The organism is Kitasatospora indigofera, from assembly GCF_014655955.1.
Classification (GTDB): Bacteria; Actinomycetota; Actinomycetes; order Streptomycetales; family Streptomycetaceae; genus Kitasatospora; species Kitasatospora indigofera.
The window spans coordinates 81,401-98,983 of record NZ_BNBO01000011.1 but is presented as its reverse complement, the minus strand read 5'-3'; the positions used below and the strand labels follow the sequence as shown (position 1 = coordinate 98,983).

General features: G+C 75.5%; 17 protein-coding genes. 4 read left to right on the top strand and 13 right to left on the bottom strand.

Going from position 1 to position 17,583, the window contains the following annotated elements; all coding sequences use genetic code 11:
- Positions 1 to 251 precede the first annotated feature (251 nt).
- The 3 genes from IE329_RS12980 to IE329_RS12970 all read right to left on the bottom strand — a co-directional run bounded on the left by IE329_RS12980 (position 252) and on the right by IE329_RS12970 (position 3,042).
- Positions 252 to 1,667: a hypothetical protein gene (locus IE329_RS12980; protein ID WP_190210990.1), complete on the bottom strand. Its 1,416-nt coding sequence runs from the start codon at positions 1,665 to 1,667 to the stop codon at positions 252 to 254.
- Positions 1,664 to 2,287 carry an RNA polymerase sigma factor gene (locus IE329_RS12975; RefSeq protein ID WP_373311166.1) on the bottom strand — a complete coding sequence of 208 codons (624 nt, stop codon included), beginning with the start codon at positions 2,285 to 2,287 and terminating at the stop codon, positions 1,664 to 1,666. Before IE329_RS12975 ends, IE329_RS12980 begins: the two co-directional genes overlap by 4 nt.
- A 419-nt stretch (positions 2,288 to 2,706) precedes the next feature.
- Complete coding sequence (locus IE329_RS12970) at positions 2,707 to 3,042, bottom strand: rhodanese-like domain-containing protein (protein WP_190210989.1); 336 nt, start codon at positions 3,040 to 3,042, stop codon at positions 2,707 to 2,709.
- 300 nt (positions 3,043 to 3,342) lie between these two features.
- Between IE329_RS12970 and IE329_RS12965 the strand changes: the two genes are divergently transcribed.
- Positions 3,343 to 4,401 carry a helix-turn-helix domain-containing protein gene (locus IE329_RS12965; protein WP_229927392.1) on the top strand — a complete coding sequence of 353 codons (1,059 nt, stop codon included), beginning with the start codon at positions 3,343 to 3,345 and terminating at the stop codon, positions 4,399 to 4,401.
- 133 nt (positions 4,402 to 4,534) lie between these two features.
- Here IE329_RS12965 and IE329_RS12960 read toward each other — a convergent pair whose 3' ends face one another.
- Positions 4,535 to 5,305 carry a MerR family transcriptional regulator gene (locus IE329_RS12960; RefSeq protein WP_190210988.1) on the bottom strand — a complete coding sequence of 257 codons (771 nt, stop codon included), beginning with the start codon at positions 5,303 to 5,305 and terminating at the stop codon, positions 4,535 to 4,537.
- Between the two features lie 196 nt (positions 5,306 to 5,501).
- Here IE329_RS12960 and IE329_RS12955 point away from each other — a divergent pair, with 196 nt between their 5' ends.
- Positions 5,502 to 6,236: an aquaporin gene (locus tag IE329_RS12955; protein WP_190210987.1), complete on the top strand. Its 735-nt coding sequence runs from the start codon at positions 5,502 to 5,504 to the stop codon at positions 6,234 to 6,236.
- 93 nt (positions 6,237 to 6,329) lie between these two features.
- On the opposite strand, the gene IE329_RS12950 is transcribed toward IE329_RS12955, so the two are convergent.
- The 6 genes from IE329_RS12950 to IE329_RS12925 form a co-directional block, all read right to left on the bottom strand.
- Positions 6,330 to 7,583: a hypothetical protein gene (locus IE329_RS12950; protein ID WP_373311165.1), complete on the bottom strand. Its 1,254-nt coding sequence runs from the start codon at positions 7,581 to 7,583 to the stop codon at positions 6,330 to 6,332.
- A gap of 233 nt (positions 7,584 to 7,816) precedes the next feature.
- A complete protein-coding gene (locus tag IE329_RS12945) occupies positions 7,817 to 8,923 on the bottom strand; it encodes an LPXTG cell wall anchor domain-containing protein (protein WP_190210986.1) in 1,107 nt (368 codons plus the stop codon).
- 414 nt (positions 8,924 to 9,337) lie between these two features.
- Positions 9,338 to 10,222 (bottom strand): NAD(P)-dependent oxidoreductase, encoded by an 885-nt coding sequence (locus tag IE329_RS12940; protein ID WP_229927391.1) that lies wholly within the window; start codon positions 10,220 to 10,222, stop codon positions 9,338 to 9,340.
- A 149-nt stretch (positions 10,223 to 10,371) separates the two neighbouring features.
- The gene (locus IE329_RS12935) at positions 10,372 to 10,803 is read right to left on the bottom strand and encodes a YunG family protein (protein ID WP_190210985.1); all 432 of its coding nucleotides are present in this window, start codon (positions 10,801 to 10,803) and stop codon (positions 10,372 to 10,374) included.
- Positions 10,804 to 10,966: 163 nt separating this feature from the next.
- Positions 10,967 to 11,392 (bottom strand): PPOX class F420-dependent oxidoreductase, encoded by a 426-nt coding sequence (locus IE329_RS12930; RefSeq protein ID WP_190210984.1) that lies wholly within the window; start codon positions 11,390 to 11,392, stop codon positions 10,967 to 10,969.
- 194 nt (positions 11,393 to 11,586) lie between these two features.
- Positions 11,587 to 12,147 carry a GlcG/HbpS family heme-binding protein gene (locus IE329_RS12925; RefSeq protein ID WP_190210983.1) on the bottom strand — a complete coding sequence of 187 codons (561 nt, stop codon included), beginning with the start codon at positions 12,145 to 12,147 and terminating at the stop codon, positions 11,587 to 11,589.
- 366 nt (positions 12,148 to 12,513) lie between these two features.
- On the opposite strand from IE329_RS12925, the gene IE329_RS12920 reads away from it, so the two are divergent.
- Both IE329_RS12920 and IE329_RS12915 read left to right on the top strand, forming a co-directional pair.
- The gene (locus IE329_RS12920) at positions 12,514 to 13,881 is read left to right on the top strand and encodes a sensor histidine kinase (protein ID WP_229927390.1); all 1,368 of its coding nucleotides are present in this window, start codon (positions 12,514 to 12,516) and stop codon (positions 13,879 to 13,881) included.
- Positions 13,882 to 13,978: 97 nt separating this feature from the next.
- Complete coding sequence (locus tag IE329_RS12915) at positions 13,979 to 14,608, top strand: response regulator (RefSeq protein ID WP_190210982.1); 630 nt, start codon at positions 13,979 to 13,981, stop codon at positions 14,606 to 14,608.
- Between the two features lie 77 nt (positions 14,609 to 14,685).
- Here the strand turns inward: IE329_RS12915 and IE329_RS12910 are convergent, their stop codons facing one another.
- From IE329_RS12910 to IE329_RS12900, 3 genes are all read right to left on the bottom strand, one after another.
- Entirely contained in the window at positions 14,686 to 16,098 is a 1,413-nt protein-coding gene (locus IE329_RS12910) for an RNA polymerase sigma factor (RefSeq protein ID WP_461782294.1), read from the bottom strand.
- A gap of 94 nt (positions 16,099 to 16,192) precedes the next feature.
- The gene (locus tag IE329_RS12905) at positions 16,193 to 16,621 is read right to left on the bottom strand and encodes a YciI family protein (protein WP_190210981.1); all 429 of its coding nucleotides are present in this window, start codon (positions 16,619 to 16,621) and stop codon (positions 16,193 to 16,195) included.
- Between the two features lie 208 nt (positions 16,622 to 16,829).
- A complete protein-coding gene (locus IE329_RS12900; RefSeq protein WP_190210980.1) occupies positions 16,830 to 17,483 on the bottom strand; it encodes a CGNR zinc finger domain-containing protein in 654 nt (217 codons plus the stop codon).
- Positions 17,484 to 17,583 lie beyond the last annotated feature (100 nt).

Sequence of the window (17,583 nt, the reverse complement as noted above, 5' to 3'; positions counted from 1 at the left end):
GCGATGACGGCGGCGAGGGGCGGGGTGAGGGCCGGGCGGCGGGAGCGTCCCTTGGCCGAACCGGCGGTGACGATCTTCCGGCGGCCTCGTCCGGGGCGTCAGCAGGCCCCACGGGACTCCCGCCCGGGCCCGCCGGCCGGCCCCGGAGAGCCCCGGGCCGGACACCGGGCAGGGCGCCGTGGCCAGGGATCCCCGGCTCACGACGCCCTTCCCGAGGAGCGCGCGCCGCTTCCGGCACGCCGCCCACGGCCCTACTTCACGACCACCCGGACCGGGGTGCTCTTCTGCCCGATGACGGTCAGTTCGCCGTTGCCGTCGTAGGGCAGCACGGCCTGGGCGGTCATCGGCAGCACACCCGCGGCGTCGTCCCGCGTCAGCTTGAACCGGTACTTCACGGTCCGGCTCTGACCGGGCGCCAGCGGGAAGGCCGCGTCCTTGCCCTGCGTCGCGTAGTCCATGCCACCGCCGACGCCGAGGCCCAGCGGCTTCCAGGCCGTACCGTCCAGCCGCTCCAGCGATCCGTTGGTGATCGGCACGGCCGTGCCCGGCGAGCCCGCGTACCACTCGGCGAAGAACAGCGGCTGCACCGAGGGGCAGTTGGCCTGGGTGGTGTTGCGGTAGGTGACCGCCACCTGCACCGTCGTCCCATCGTTCGGGATCGACTGGCCCGGGTTCAGCCCCTCCACCGTGATCGCGATGTCGTTCTGGTGCGCCTTGAGGGCGGGCGCCGGCCGTCCGCTCAGGTCGAGCGTGTCGAGGATGGAGACCAGGTCCGCCTGGTACTCCGGCTTCAGGCCGACGGCCGCGACGAAGACCTGGTCGTCGGCGAGGCCCCAGAGCTGGGCGGTGAAGCTCTCCCGGCTGTTGCAGGACACCTGCCACTGCGTCTTGCTGATCGTCTTGCTGGCGACGATGTCCTTGGTCCGCACGCCGGTGTCGGCCGGCTTGAGGCTGTCCCCCTTGCCGATCGCGTGCGGGTTCCCCCAGACCGGGCAGTTCGGCTGAGCACTCCAGCCGGCGTCGGTGTCCAGCGAGCCCATGGTCGGCCAGCCCGCTCCCTGGACCTCGGCGGCCGTGTTGTACGCGGTCAGACTGACGCCGTACGGGGCACAGTCCTTCGCGCCGGCGCCGGCCGGGGCACCCGGGCTCAGCACGCACAGGGTGGAGGAGGACGCGTCCTGCTCCGGCACCGTCCACCCGTTCGGAATCCTGAACTTGACGCCCCGGAAGTTGTACGGAACCGCCGCACCGCTGCCCGGCGTCATGGTGGACGAGGCGGCGACACCGTCCGGCGGGGCCAACGGGGAGACAGTGGACGTCGTGGAAGCACTGGGCGAGGCGGCGGCGGTGGGCTCCTGCGCCGACGGGCTCGGGCCGGCCGGGACGGTCGCGGCCGGTGGTGCGTCATGGCGCTGAGCCGCGGAATCGCCCCGGAATCCGAGCACGCTGACCGCCAGCGCCGCGGCGAGCCCGAACAGCGGCACCGCGGCGACGTACACCGGCCGTAGCCGGCGGACCCGGCGGCTCGGCGGGCCGGCCGGCCGCAGGTCGTGCGCGGAGATCTGCCCCGCGCGCGCTTCGAGCGCCTCGCGGAGCAGGCGTTCCATCGGGGTGCCGCCCTGCCCGTCGTCGTCGCCTTCGAGCGACCGGGGATGCTTCTTGCTCATCGGACCTTCTCCAGCTGCTTCTCAAGGGCGTCCAGGGCCCGACTCGCGGTGGACTTCACGGCGCCCCGGGACAGCCCCAGGGTTTCGGCTATCTGGGCCTCCGACATGTCGGACCAGTAGCGCAGCACCAGCACCTCGCGCTGACGCGTGGTCAGCTCCTGGAGGGCGACCAGCACCCGGCGGTGCTCGTCGTTCAGTACGGCGTGGTCCTCGGCCGAGGGCGCGTCGGCCTCGTGCGGCGGGACGTACTCCCGGGCCGTCCGGCGGCGGCGCAGCATCGAGCGGGCGCCGTTGAGCACCGCGGTCCGCAGGTAGCCGAGCGCGTTGTCGAGGTCGTCCAACTCCTCGCCGTGCCGCTGGTAGAGGGCGGTGAAGGCCTCCTGCACCACGTCCTCGGCGAGGTCCTGATGGTCGACCAGCAGGACGGCCATCCGCACCAGGCCGAGCCGGTGCGCGTGGTAGAGGTCGGTCAGGGTGGGCTTGTCCTCGGCGGGCTTGCGGCCGCCTCGCAGCAGCCGGAAGCCCGACCGCCGCCGGGCCGCCTCCTGCTCGGCCGGCGGCCCGGCGGGCGCCTCCCCGGCGCTCTCCTCAGCCGGCCGGGCACCGAAGAGCAGTTTCAACAGGCCCCGGAGAGTGACGACTCGCCCCCCGTGGGGTGCCCCTGCCCGCGCGATGGCCATGGACATCTACAGTTCGCTTTCCCCCAGGACGGCGGCGATGGGCCCATCGCCCCCGCCAGGTCAACTGATCAAGGTCGTGATCGGTGTGATTGTGTCAGCGGCGCAGCCGTCGGCCACGCCGCCCCCACTGGTAGGGACGTCCGTCCGCCGCCGAGGTTGCAGGTGACTTCGGTCCTTCTCGGCAGGAGTGCCGCGGCGGCATGCCGGAGGGCGCCGGCCCCGGTGTCCCCACCGGCGCACGGCGCCCCCGGTCACGCATCGCCGGCCTGCGGCCTTCCGCCTGCGCACGGCCGGTCCGCGGCCTGTTCCCGCCCGCGCGTCGCCCGTCCGCGGCCCCCTCGCCGCCCGGTGACCGGACGTCAGCAGACCAGGCCCGGGTCGGCCGCCGTGGCGGTGCGCGGGTCCACCGGCCGCCGGCCCTCGGTCGGCCGACCCTCGCGGATCCAGTACTCCAGGCCGCCGATCATCTCCTTCACCTCGCGCCCGAGCGCGGCGAGCCTCATCGCACCCTTGGTCGAGCCGTTGCAGGCCGGGCCCCAGCAGTGGACGAGCAGCAGGCCGGACGGCAGTCGGGCGGCCCGCTCGGGGGTGATGCCGGACAGCGGCAGGCTGATCGCACCCGGCAGGTGGGTCTTGCGACGGGCGCCCTCGGCACGGACGTCGACGACGGTGAAGTCCTGGAGGCCGTCGCGCATCGCGTACCAGACGTCGGCCGGGTCGGCCGGGCAGCCGAGCCGCTCGGCGAAGAAGGCGAAGGCCCGCTCCGGGGTGAGCGCCGGGATCGCGGTGACCGGCGGGACCGGGACGGCGGTGGTGGCGGCGGGTGGCGGACAGGTCGGCTCTGACGGGCGAGGTGGTCATGTCCGGTCTCCTGGTGGTCGGTTGTGCTCCCTGCGCTGTCGGTTCGATCCTCCTCCGCGGCCACCGGCACCGACGGTGGCGGGAGCAACTACACTCGCCAACATTCCGCCAACCCACTCGATCAAGGGGATCCCGTGGCCGAGCAGCAGACCTCCGCGCCGGTGACCACCGCGGCCGGACCGGTGGCCGTCACCATCGGCCGCCGGCCGGAGCCCGTGCACGACGTCGCCGTGTACGCCTTCGACGGCATGACACCGTTCGAACTCGGCGTGGTGGTCGAGGTGTTCGCCCTCGCCCGGCCCGAGCTTGGCGGCCTGCTGGCGGTTCCCTGGTACGGCCTCAAGGTCTGCGCGGACCGGCCCGGCGCCGCCCTCGGCGCGGTCGGCGGTTTCTCCCTCACCGCCCACCACGGCCTGGACGAGCTCGCCGCGGCCGACACCGTGGTCGTCCCCGGGGTGCCGAACGCCTTCGGCGGCGAGGTCTCCCCCGGCCTGGTCGCCGCCCTGCGGACGGCGCACGGGCGCGGGGCCCGGATCGTCTCGATCTGCTCCGGCGCCTTCGCCCTCGCCGCCGCCGGCCTGCTCGACGGACGGGAGGCCACCACCCACTGGCGGTACGCCGGCCTCCTCCAGCAGCGGTACCCGCTGGTCCGGGTCAACCCCGATGTCCTCTACGTCGACAGCGGCGACGTGCTGACCAGCGCGGGCAGTGCGGCCGGCATCGACCTCTGCCTGCACCTGATCCGGCGCGACCACGGCGCCAAGGTCGCCAACAGCGTCGCCCGCCGGTTCGTCGTCCCGCCGCACCGTGACGGCGGGCAGGCCCAGTTCATCGAGGCGGCGGTCAACCCGGTGGAGGAGGAGGACGACGGCATCGCGCTCAGCATGCAGTGGGCGATGGAGCACCTCTGCACCCCGCTCACCGTCTCGCTGCTCGCCCGCGCCGCGCGGATGTCCGACCGCTCCTACCTGCGCCACTTCACCGCCCGCAACGGGACCACGCCGATGCGCTGGGTGATCACCCAGCGCATCGCCGCCAGTCTCCCGCTGCTGGAGTCCCCGGACGGCACCGTCGAGGAGATCGCCACGGCCGTCGGCTTCGAGAGCGCCGCCACCTTCCGCCACCACTTCGGCCGCGCCATGCGGACGTCGCCGACGGCCTACCGGCGCTCGTTCGGGCGCGGAGCGGCGTAGCGCGCGGGCGGTCGGCGCCCCGGCGCGGCGGTGCCCGGACCGGCGTACGGACGGCCCGGGACAGGTGTACGGCCGGCCCCGGACCGGCGTACGGGCGGTGCGGCAGGGTTGGCTGCCGCACCGCCCGTGAGCGTCAACTCCGTTCGGCGCGGTCCGCGTTGGCGATGATCGCGTCGTGCAGCCAGCGGGCCAGGCCCGGCGCGAGCTGCTCATAGGTGGCGGTGAAACGCGGGTCGGCGAGGTACATCGCGGCCAGGCCGCGGTGGATCCGGTAGCCGCAGTCGTAGAAGTTGTCGGTGATGTGGCCCCGGTGCACCTCGGCGAGGTCCATCGCCTCGCCGCTGTCCGGCGCCAGGCCCGCCGCCATCGCCCGGACCAGCCGCTCGTTGAGGGCATCCAGCTCGGCCTTGATCCGCTGCCAGTCCGCCTTGCCGTAGCGGGTGGTGCGGCGCCGGGACTCCTTCCAGGCGTCGGTCCCGCCCCACTTCTGCTCGGCCTCCTCCTCCCAGCTCTCCTGGTAGTCGGCGCCGAACACCTCGAACTTCTCCTCGGGTGTCAACCGGTGTCCCATCCGCTCTGCCTCCATCGCTCGTTCGACCGCCGCGGCCAGGTCCTGGAGATGACCGATCCTCGCGGTCAGCAGCTGGTGCTGACGTCGGAGGTGTTCGGCCGGGCTCACCGAGCCGTCGTCCAGGATCGCCGCGATCTCCTCCAGCGGGAACCCGAGCTCGCGGTAGAACAGGACCTGCTGCAGCCGGTCCAGGTCGGCGTCCTCGTAACGGCGGTAGCCGGACGCGGTGCGGCCGCGCGGTGACAGCAGGCCGATCTCGTCGTAGTGGTGCAGGGTCCGGACGGTCACGCCCGCGACCCCGGCCACCTGGCCCACCGAGTAGCCGGTGCTCATTCGGGTTGCTCCCTTCTGCTGCCACCGACCCTCCCGCCTCACGTCGCGTGAGGGTCAACCCCAGTTTCGGGGAGCACCACCCACCCCCCGGGTGCACACCGCCGTGCGAGTCTCCGAGCGCGGGCCCGGGCGGCGGGCCCGCTTTGGACGGAGCCGCCAATTGCCGGGGCCGGGCGGCTCCCGCGAGCATGTGGCCATGACCCTCATCGCGCCGCCCCTGCCCCGACGTCTGGCCGCGGAGGCGGTCGGCACGGCCGCGCTGACGGCCGTCGTGGTCGGCTCCGGCATCCGGGCGAGCGCCCTCAGCCACGACGCCGGGGTGCAGTTCCTGGCGAACGTCACCGCCTCGGCGCTGGCCCTGGTGGTGCTGATATCGGTGCTGGGCCCGGTGTCCGGCGGCCACTTCAACCCGCTGGTCTCGGCCGCCGCCTGGTGGACCGGACGGCACACCGGGACGGGGCTCACCCTCCGGGAGCTGGGCGGGTACACCGGGGCGCAGCTGGCCGGCGCGGTCACCGGGACGGGGCTGGCCAACGTGATGTTCGAGCGGCCGTTCCTGGAGGTCTCCACCCGGGCCCGGGACGGCGCCCACCTCTGGCTGGCCGAGGTGGTGGCGACCGGGCTGCTGATCCTGCTGGTCTTCGGCCTGGTCCGGGGCGGCCGGGCCGGATTCGTGCCGGCCGCGGTCGGCCTGTGGATCGCCGCGGCCTGCTGGGCGACCTCCTCGGGCGCCTTCGCCAACCCCGCCGTGACCGTCGCCCGGATGTTCACCGACAGCTGCACCGGGATCGCGGCCGGCTCGGTGCCGCCCTTCCTGCTGGCCCAGCTGGCGGGCGCGGTGGCCGGGGCGGCCCTGTTGCCGGTGCTGTTCGGGCGGCCGGCCCGGCCGGCCGCGGTGCCGGACGACGCCCGCGAACTGATCGCCGGCTGAGCCCCCGGCCGGTCCGGGGCCTGGGCCTGGCCCGGGCCGCCAAGGGATCCGTACGGGTGAGGACGCCGTCCCCGCCGCGCGGCCCCGGGTGGTTCAGCCGCGGCTGCCGGCCGGCACCCGCCCCGCGCCGGCCCGCCGGCGCCCCGGCTCCGTACCTGCCCGGCCGCCGTCCGGCGCCCGGCCCCGCCGTCCGCCCCGCCGACCGCGCGACCGCTTGGCCGGCCGGAGCAGCACGTACGCCGTGGAGACCACCACGAAGGCCAGCCGTACCAGGCCGCAGGCCGAGTCGGACGGGATCACCAGGGTGCCCCCGTACAGCGCCGCCAGCGCGATCCAGCTCCACCACGGGACCAGCCGCTTCTGGCCGACCGCGTCCCAGAGCAGGGTGCCGAGCAGGATCGACGCCGTGTAGTACGTGTAGACGCTGGGGTCGAACAGGATCCGGGCGTTCGCACCGACCAGGACGACGGCCGGCCAGCGGCCCCGCAGCACCGCCGCCGTCCCGAGGCCGAGCCCCAGGGCGGCCTGCGCCGGGCGGTCCCACCAGGGGGTCGCCGGGTCGGAGACGCCCAGCCAGCGCAGCGAGGACGCCGCCTGGTTGGGGATGGTGAACCTGGCGGCCGCGAACGAGCCGGAGGTGCCGAGGTAGAACGGCAGCCAGGCGACCGCCACCAGCGCGCCCAGCCACAGCGCCGCGCGCCGCCACTGCGGGCGGGGCAGGGCCAGGATCAGCGGGACGAACGACAGCGCCCAGGGCTTGGAGTCCACCGCCAGCGCCAGGTAGACGCCGACGGCGGTGGCCCGGCCACGGCTCAGCGCGTAGGCGGCGAGCGTGGTGAAGAACAGCGCCAGGACGTCGTCCAGGTGCGCGAACCGGACCGAGACCTCCACCCACATCGGGATGAAGGCCAGGCCGGCCACCAGCAGCCGCTGCTGGAGGCGCCGGTGGTTGGTGCCGGTGCCCAGGTAGTACCAGGCGGCGGTGCGGCCGACCACCACCAGCATCAGCAGGCCCAGCGCGGACATGGTGGCCTCGGCCAGCACCTGGCCGACGTGGTCCGGGAAGGGCGCGAACAGCCGGGCCGCCGCCAGGCTGACCGGGCCGATCTGGAGTTCCGGGTGGTGGGCGTAGAGCGAGAGCCCGCCGCCCGGCTGCTGGTCGAACAGCAGCTGCTCGCCCTGGCGCAGGTAGTGCCAGGAGACGCCGCCGCTGGGCTCGACCACCAGGAACCAGAGCACCGTCCAGGCCACCAGCAGCACGTGGTGTCTGCGGACCGGCAGGCCCGCGATCCGGCCGGTGGCCGCCTCGTAGTCGCCGGTGCCCCTGGCCGGACTGGCTGTGCGCACGTGTACCTCTTCCCCGGCCGTCCGGTCGCCCGGGGCCGTCCCCGTCGGCCGGTCATCCTAGACCGGCCGGGAGGACGACCGGTGCAGACCGGGTGGCGAAGACGTGAGGGCCGGCGCGCGGGGGAACGCGCGAGCCCCCGCTCCCGGCGGAGGGCCGGGGGCGGGGGCTCGGGTCAGGGCGCTCCCGGCCTCGGCCGGGAGCGGCCGTGACCGGGGTCAGCGGTGACCGGGGATCAGCTGCCCTGGGTGGTCTTGCGGCGGCGGAGCACCACGAGGGTGCCGATGCCGGCGGCCAGGACGGCACCGCCCGCGATGGCGATCGGGGTGCTGTCGCTGCCGCCACCGGTCGCGGCCAGGTCCTTGCCGGCCGCGTCGGCCTTGGCCTTGGCCTTGCTGACGGCCGCGTCCGTGATCTTCGGCGGGGTGACGGTCGGGACGTTGACCGGGAAGTCGACCGGCGTGCTGTCCGTGGCGCTGGCGGACGGCACCGGGGCGCTGGTCGAGGCGGCCGGGCTGGTGGCCGCGGTGGTGGCCGGCGTGGTCGGCGTGCTGCTCTGGGTGGCCGTGGCCGAGGCCGAGGGGGACGCCGACGTCGAGGGGGACGTCGTGGCGGACGGCGAGGTCGTCACGGTGGCGCTCGGGCTCGGGCTGGTGCTCGGCTTGGTGGTGCTCGCGCTGGGGCTCGGGACCGGCTTCGGGGCCTTGATGGTGAAGCCCGCGCCCTTGATCTGGTCGCAGGACCAGACGCCGTCGCCGTTCGGCTCGTGGGTGGTGTCGTCCAGCTCGGCGGAGACCACGACCGGGACCACGGCGGCCTTGCCGAGCGGCGCGTCCTTGGTGAAGGCGACCCGGACCTTGATGGTCACGTTGGTGCCCTTGGCCACGTAGAGCACGCTGTCGTCGGTGAGCTCGCCCTCCGGGGTCAGCGCGGCGAGGGCGGTCAGGCCCGCGTCGTCACCGCTGGTGTCCACGCCGGGCGGCGGGACGGTCGGCAGCCAGGCGGTGGTCTTGGGGAGCTGGTACTCGGCCTTGAAGTCGGCCGCGTGCAGCTTGCCCTTGCTGTCCTTGAACTTGAGCAGCGGCACGAAGGCGAAGTCGTGCCCCGTGGAGTTGTCGATCGTGAAGGTGAACTCACGGGCCTCGCCACCGGCGAAGAACTCGTTCGGAACGCCCTTCACGGACAGGTCGAGGATCTTGTGCCCCGCCTTTTCGGCCTGGGCCGCGGCGGTGGCCGACGGGGAGGCGCTTCCGACGGCGAGCGCGCCCTGAGCACCGCCCAGCACGATCGAGGAGGCGAGCGCGACAGAGCCCGCGAGGGCAAGACTACGACGAATGGACAAAGCGATACCTCACGAAGAAGTCCGGGTCGTCCCGGAGGGCGCGGCTCGGATCCGCCGCCGTGCAGCAGAGCCCCCGCGAAGCTGAAGTCCGACGGACGATACCGAAAGATCCGTGCGATTCGGTAGCCGGATACCATCTTGTGCCCCGGAATGGGAGATTCGATGTCCGTTTAAGGCAAGTCCGTCACTACACAAGGCTTTTGTCCCGTGGTTTCGACGGCCCGAAATGGCCACGACGCGCCCCCCGCGAGCGCCGGGCACCGGGGAGTTCGAACGTACACACCCTTCGCCGCGTCAGATTTCCGGGACGCCGTCAATCGGCCGCGCAAATTCCGCTCTGCACACGACAATGATCATTTACCCGGCGCGGGACCGCGACCGGTCCGGCCGGGGGGCCGGTCCCCCGACGAGGCGTCAGTCCGGCAGGCCGGCCCGGCGGCGGGCGACGGCGGCGACCGCCGCCCAGTCCTTGTCGGCGTCACCGTGGGCCAGCGCGTCCAGGAAGGCGTCGCGGAGCACGCTCCCGAACGGCAGCGGGACGTTCCGCGCCTCCCCCGCCGCCAGCGCCAGCCCGACGTCCTTCAGGCCCAGCGGCAGCCGGAACCCGGCCGGCTCGTACCGGCGCTCGGCGACCATCGCCCCGTAGCCCGAGTAGACCGGCCCGGGGAACAGCGTCCCCGTCAGCATCTCGATCAGGTCGGTGGGCCGCACGCCGTTCGCCTCGGCGAGGGTGCAGGCCTCGGCCATCGACTCGATCGCGCAGGCCAGCAGGAAGTTCGCACTGATCTTGGCGGTGTTGGCCTGCACCGGCCGGTCGCCGAAGTGCCAGGTCCGGCGGCCCATCGCGGCCAGCAGTGGCCCGACCCGCTCCAGCTGCGCGGCCTCGCCGGCCGCCAGGATGTTGAGCTCCCCCGCCGCCGCGACCCCGGGCCGGCCGAGGACGGGAGCGGCGACGTACCCGATGCCGTGCTCGGCGTGCAGCGCCGTGGCGTGCTCGGCGAGCGCGGCCGAGACCGTCGCCATGTTGACGTGCACCCCGGCCCGGGCACCGGCGAGCAGCGCGCCGTCCAGCAGCAGGGCCTCGACCGTCCGGTCGTCGGGCAGCATCGAGACGACGGCCTCGCTGTCGTAGACCTCGTCGAGGCCGGCGGCCGCCGTGGCGCCCTTCGCCACCAGCTCCTGCACCGGCCCGGGCGAGCGGTTCCAGACCCGCACCGGGTGCCCGGCCGCGAGCAGCCGGGCGGCCATGCCCCGGCCCATCGCACCGAGACCGACGAATCCGACCGTCATCACGGACATGGCTGACTCCCTGTTTCGCGTTGCGGCGCCCTACGACGCTCCGACCCTAGGGCCTCGGCGGCCGGGCGGGGTGGATCAGCACGCGACCGGGCCACCGGCGGGGCACGCCGGGTGCGGCACCGGCGGGCCGGCGGCTCGCGGCGGCCGGGTCAGCGGGCCGCGGCGGCGACGGGCGACCTGCCGTGCTCCCGGGCCCTGGCACCGGCGGCCAGCGCGGCGAGCACCCGCCCGCGCAGCAACTCGTACTCGCCCTGCAGCCGGCCCGGCCGCTCCGGCCGGGCGACCGGCCGGCCCGGGCCGACCTGCTCGCAGGCGTCGAACTGCTCCCGGGTGAGGTCGATCTCCACCCCGCCGGCGAAGCGGTTCCACCAGTGCAGGTCGGTCCGTACGCCGTCGACGTGCACCTCGCCCATCATCAGTTCGCCGCCGAGCAGGTCGTTCAGCACCATCGCGACCACACCGCACTGCCCGCGCGCGGGATTGCCCGGATGCCACCGGCCCAGGTCCTCGGGCGCACAGGTGTCGACGCCCCAGGAGGAGCGGATCGCGCGTTCGATGTCGATGAGGGTCCACGGCGTCATGCCCGGAAGCCTGCCACGCGGCACCGACAATCGGCGGCCGCCACCGGCCGGCGGCGGCGCGAGGTCACGCCGACGGCCGCCGGACGGGCCCGGACCGGACGGGCGGACGGCCCCGGGCGACGCCGGAGGCACCGCCGGCCCGGGCCGGCGGGAGGGCCGGCGGTCAGTGGGCGATGCCCGACTCGGCCGTCACCTTCTCGATCCGCACCCGCACCAGCAGCTCGCCGGGCACACCGTTGCGTTCGCCGTACTGCTCGGCGAGGTCCTCACCCATGTAGCGGGCGGCGATCCGGGTGGCCCAGGCACGGACCTCCGGAAGGTCCTCGCTCAACGTCGCCGTGCCCTGCACCAGCACGAAGGAGAACGGCGGCCGGTCGTCGTCCACGCAGAGCATCACCCGGCCGTCGCGGGCCAGGGTGCGGCCCTTCACCGTGGTGCTGCCGGTGTTGAGGACGATGTCGTCCCCGTCCAGCAGGAACCACACCGGGGCGACGTGCGGGCGCCCGTCGGCGCGGGTGCTGGCGAGCTTCGCGGTACGGGTGCCCGCTGCGAGGAAGGCGCGCCACTCGGGTTCGGTCATCTGGGCCATGCCGCCCATCCTGCTGGATCATCCCGCGGCGCGCCGCCCGGCGGACCGGATCGGGTGTGCCCGGCCGTCGTCCGTCCGCCGCGCGGCCGCGTCCGGCGGTCGGCAGGGCCTCGGCACCCGCGTCCGCGTCCGGACGGGCCGGCCGCCCGGGCCGGGGTGTGCCGGCACCCCGGCCCGCCGGCGGCGGGGTCCGGTCACTTGCCGAGCGCCGCCACACCGGCCTGCGCGAACTGCTCGTCCAGGTCGCCGCTGGGGGCGCCGGCCACGCCGATCGCCGCGATCGGGGCGCCCTTGGCCTGCACGGGCGCGCCACCGGCGAGGAACAGCGTGCCGGGAATGTCCTTCAGGTTGGGGGCCTGGGCCAGGCGCTTCGCCAGCTCGGAGGTCGGGGCGTTCCAGGAGACGGCGGTGAACGCCTTGCGCTCGGCCGAGACCGGGGACTGCGGGCCCGCGCCGTCGCCCTTGAGCAGCACCCGGGTGATGCCGTCCCGGTCGACGACCGCGACCGAGACGTGCTGGCCGGCCTTGGCGGCCGCGTCCAGGGTGGCCTGCGCGGCCTTGGTGGCGGCCTCGACGGTCAGCTCGGTGGTCTCGGTCAGGTTCTTGTTCTGGGGGTCGGCCTTCACCGCAGCCTGCACGGCCGGGGTCTGCGCGGTGTCCGCGCTGGCGGAGACGGCGCCGAGCGTGCCGGCGCCGAGGGCGGCCGCCGCGACGGCACCGGTCAGTACCCGGGTGCGCATGCTGATCTTCTTCATGGTCCAGCTCCTCGTCGGATCGGGCCGGAGCCGCGCGGCTCCCGCTCTGCTTCGATCCTCGGGCCGGATCCGGCCGCGCCGGGTCGGCGTTCCGGCCCGCCCGGCGACGCATGATGGTGGACGGCGGGGTCAACCGATCGGCTGATGCGCGCGTGGGCCGGGCGGGCCAGGATCGTGGTGTCGGCGCAGGTCGGGGCGGTGTCCGGAGCCACGGCCGGAGGCACGGCCCGGGCCGCGGTCACCGGGTCCGCCGGTCCGCCGCCGGGTCACCGGCCGGGCGGCGCGTCCGCCGCCTGCGCGTCCACCCCCTGCGGGCCCGCCCTCCCCGGGCAGCACGGGCCCGCCCCGCAGCAGAAGGAGCCTCCGGTGCAGCATTCCCGCCGTCCCGGCACCGACCCGGACGCGGGCTGGCTCGCGGCCGTGCTGGACTCGGCCTTCCTGCTGCTGCTCGCCGCCTCGCTGGTCCGCTACCTGAGCCACCACCCGGGCAATCCGCGGGTGCCCTGGGTGCTCGGGCTGAGCGCCGCCCTCGCCGTCGCGCAGCCGGCCGGTTCCTGGCTGCTCCGCACCCGGCCGGCCGGCGCCCGCCGGGGCACGCCCCGGCCCCCGGGCGCCGGTACGGATTCCGACCCGAACGGCGGTACGACGTCCGGTCCGGGCGCGAACGCCGGTACAGGGTCCGGCGCGGGCCCGGACACCGGCGCGCACACCGGCCCGGGCGCCGGCCGGCCCGCCGCACGCCGCCGGCTGCTCCCGCTCACCGCCGTGGTGGCCCTCTGGGTGGTGCTGGTCCTGCTGGCGCCCAGCTTCGCCTGGTGCGCCGTCCCGCTGGTCTACACCGCCCTGCGCGCCCTCCCGGCCCGGACCGCGATCCCCCTGGTGGCGGCGCTCACGGCGCTGGTGATGGTCGCCCAGGCGCGGCTCGCCCACACCCTGGACCCGATCCAGCTGCTGGTCCCGCCCGCGGTGGCCGCCCTGGCCACCGCCGTCTTCCTGTACATGGAGCGACAGGCCGCCCGGCAGCGGGCCCTGATCGACGACCTGGTCCGCACCCGGCGCGAACTCGCCGCCACCGAGCGCCGGGAGGGCACGCTGGCCGAGCGCGAGCGGCTCGCCATGGAGATCCACGACACCCTCGCCCAGGGCCTGTCCAGCCAGCAGATGCTGCTCCAGGCCGCCGACCGCACCTGGGAGAGCGACCCCGCGACCGCCCGCGGCCACGTCCGCACCGCGGGATCGGTGGCCGCCCGCAACCTCGCCGAGGCCCGCCGGTTCGTGCACGACCTCGCCCCGGCCGAACTCGCCGACGGACGCACCCTCGACCAGGCGCTGAGGGCCCTCGCCGAGCGCGAGTCCGGGGAGAGCGGCCTGCCGGTCCGGTTCCTGCTGGACGGCGTGCCGGCGCCGCTGCCGGCCGCCGCCCAGTCCGCGCTGCTGCGGATCGCGCAGGGGGCGCTGGCGAACGTCCGGGAGCACGCGGACGCCACGGCCGCCGCGCTGACCCTCTCCTACCTGGGCCACCAGGTGGTGCTCGACATCGCCGACAACGGCCTGGGCTTCGCCCCGCCCCCCGCGGGCGCCGGACCGGACGGCCCGGACCGCCCGGCCGGGCGCGGCCACGGGCTCCCCGCGATGCGCGCCCGGCTCCGCCGCTTCGGTGGCACGCTGACCGTGGAGAGCTCCCCCGGCGAGGGCACCGTGGTCTCCGCCGCGATCCCGCTCGACGCCGCATGACCCCGGCGGCCGGACGCCCCCGGGCACCGCACGACCCCGGACGGCGCATCCCCCGGCCGCCCGGCCACCCCGGACGCCCGACCACCCTGGAGGCCGCATGACTCCGCCCGTACGCCTGCTGGTCTGCGACGACCACGCCGTGGTGCGCGCCGGACTGCTGGCGCTGCTCGCCAGCGCCGGCGACATCGAGGTGGTGGGCGAGGCCAGCAGCGGCGAGGAGGCGGTCGCGCTGGCGGCCAAGCTCCGCCCGCAGGTCGTCCTGATGGACCTGCAGCTCGGCGAGGGCATCGACGGGGTGGAGGCGACCCGCCGGATCAGCGGCGCCCCCGGCGCACCGCACGTGCTGGTGCTCACCACGTACGACACGGACGCCGACATCACCCGGGCGATCGGGGCCGGCGCGACCGGCTACCTGCTCAAGGCCGAGCGGCCGGAGGAGCTGTTCGCCGCCGTGCACGCCGCCGCCCAGGGCCGCACCACCCTCTCGCCGCCGGTCGCCTCCCGGGTGATGGCGCAGATGCGCGCGCCCGCGCCGCAGCTGACCGACCGCGAGCAGGACATCCTCGCCCAGCTCGCCCAGGGCCTGGGCAACCGCGAGATCGCCCGGGCGCTGTTCATCAGCGAGGCCACCGTGAAGACCCACCTCGGCCGGATCTACGACAAGCTGGGCGTGGACACCCGGGCCGGCGCGGTGGCCGCGGCCAAGGAGCGCCGGCTGATCCGCTGAGGCGGGCGGCCGGTCCGGGCCCGCGTTCGGGCCCCGCCCGGCCGGTCCGCCGACGCGGCGGTCGGTCCGCCTCGCGTTCAGACCCCGCCCGCCCCGCCGGACGCCGCGTCCGCGCAGGCCGCCGCCCGCCCCAGGAGCAGGGTCCGCTCCCGTTCGTTGCCGGTGAGCGAGGCCGCCCGCCGGAACTCCCCGGCCGCCTCCTGGTACCGGCCCAGCCGGGCCAGCAGGTCCCCGCGCACGCTGGGCAGCAGGTGGTACGCCTTGAGGGCGGGCTCCGAGGTGAGCCCGTCCACCAGGGCCAGCCCGCGGGCCGGCCCGAGGGCCATCCCCACCGCCACCGCCCGGTTCAGCTCCACCACCGGCGACGGCGTGACCCGGGCCAGCACGGCGTACAGCGCGGCGATCCGCACCCAGTCCGTCTCCTCCGCGGTCCGGGCCCTCGCGTGGCAGGCCGCGATCTCGGCCTGCAGCCGGTACGGGCCGCGCGCCGTCCCGAGCGCCTCCGCCCGCTCCAGCGCCGCGAGTCCGCGCCGGATCAGCACGTGGTCCCAGCGCCCGCGGTCCTGGTCGAGCAGCAGCACCGGCTCCCCGGCGGGACCGGTCCGGGCGCCGGCCCGCGAGGCCTGGATCTCCATCAGGGCGACCAGCCCGTGCACCTCGGCCTCGGCGGGCGCCAGCTCGGCGAGGATCCGGCCGAGCCGCAGGGCCTCCTCGCAGAGCGCCGGCCGCATCCAGTCCTCGCCGGCCGTCGCCGAGTACCCCTCGTTGAAGACCAGGTAGACCACCTCCAGCACGGACGAGAGCCGGCCGGCCAGTTCAGGCCCCCGGGGCACCTCGAACGGGACCTTCGCCTCGGCGAGGGTCCGCTTGGCCCGGACGATCCGCTGCGCGACGGTCGGCTCGGGGACGAGGAAGGCCCGCGCGATCTCCTTGGTGCTGAGGCCGCCGAGCAGCCGCAGGGTGAGCGCCACCCTCGCCTCCGTGGACAGCACGGGGTGGCAGGCCGTGAACACCAGCCGCAGCAGGTCGTCCCCGATGTCGTCGTCCAGGGCCGCGTCGACGTCCGGAACGGCCCCGGCGGCGTCCCCGTCCACCGCCAGTTCGTGGCCGAGTTCGTCGATCTTGCGGCGCAGCACCTCCTTGCGGCGCAGCGCGTCCACCGCCCGGTGCTTGGCGGTGGCCGTCAGCCAGGCCCCGGGGTTGCGCGGGACGCCGGACTGCGGCCACTGCTCAAGCGCGGCGACCAGCGCGTCCTGCGCCAGCTCCTCGGCCAGCCCGACGTCCCGCACCAGCCGGGCGACGGCGGCGACGACCTTGGCCGACTCGATCCGCCAGACCGCTTCGACGGCCCGGTGCACCTCGGCGGTCTCCCGCGCCCCGTCGGTCTCCCGCGCCCCGTCCGGGGCGGCCGGCGGGGCACCGGGGACGGCGGGGCCGTCAGGGCCGACGAGGTCGTCAGGGCCGGCGGTGCTGTCCGCGGGAGGCGTCACGGCCACCCATCAGAGCAGTTCGCCGCAGGCCGGGCCAACACCGACGCGCCCGCCCGGCCGGCGCCGCGGGGCGGGCCGGTCGGTGTGGCCGCGCCTACGACCCGGGGGTGTTGCGCAGCGGCTCGTCCCGGAAGGCCTGCTCCTTGGCGACGATCTCCGGCGAGACCACCTCGGGCGGGAAGTCCGCCGCCTCGAAGACCTGCCGCAGCTCCACCGCGCCCTCCTCGAACGGGATCCGGGTGGCCCACTGGACGGCCTCGTCCTTGGAGGAGACCTGGATCAGCCAGTACCCGGCGATCAGCTCCTTCGCCTCCGCGAACGGCCCGTCCGTCACGGTGGCCCCGTCGCCCGAGTACGAGACGAGCGCGCCCCTGGAGCTCGGGTGCAGCCCCTCGGCGGCGAGCAGCACGCCCGCCTTGATCAGCTCGTCGTTGTAGCGGTCCATCGCCTCGACGATCTCCTTGGCGGGCGGTGCCCCCTGCTCGGTCTGCGCGTCCGACCTGACCAGCATCATGAATCGCATGGCTGTCCTCCTGCGTCCCGGTCGGGGCCAGGTCCGGCCGGACGCGTCGTCCGGCCCGGGTGTTCCGGCCTCTACCCGGACGTCGAACGGCGGCCCCGGTTCTCGACACGGGCGGCGAGGTTTTTTCGAGCCGGCGCCGGAGCGGGCCCGGAGCGGGCCCCCGGGCCCGGCCTCACCGGCCGGTCCGGGTGGAGTCACCGGACGGGCCTCAGGCCGGGTCGCCCTTCAGCCGCCGGCTGTGCCGGGCCACCCGGACCCGGTTGCCGCAGCCGACCGTGCACCACTCCCGGCGGCCGTGGCTCTTCACGAAGTAGAGGATGCAGCCGGGCGCCGGACAGGCCCTGACCTGCCCGGCCGCCTCCCCGGCGAGGAGTCCGACGCCGGCCACCGCCACCTCGCCCAGCGCGGCCAGGAGCGGGTCCGGCTCGGACCACCGGGTCACCGTCCGGGCCGGCCCGCCGGACCCGGGCTCGAACTCCGGCCAGCTGACGGCCAGCCGGGCCGAGCTGTTCAGCAGGGCGACCGGCGCGTCGGCCGGCCGTTCGCCCGCGACCAGCGCCGCCGCGAGGTCCCGCAGTGCCTGGCGGAGTTCGCGGAACCGTGCCACCTGGGCCCCGGTCACGGCCGCCCCGGCGAGTCCGGCCCGCAGCGGCTCGCTGAACAGCGGAGCCCGGGCCGCCAGCCAGTCGCCGAGGTCCTCCGGCGTCCGCAGGGCGTCCACCAGGACGCCCCGGACCCCGCCCCGGACGAAGGTGGTGTTGACCAGCTCAAGGGCGAGGGGCTCGCCCGTGAGCGGCATCCCGTCCGCCGTCGCCCGGTCCTGCGCCCGCGCCTGCGTGTCCACCGTGCCACCGCCGTCCATCGCCCCATCATCCCGCGCCCGGCACGGGCGCCCGGGGTACCGCGGCCGGGCACCCGTCCCGGCGGGCGGGCACTCCGACCATTACTAATGCAAGTTCTCC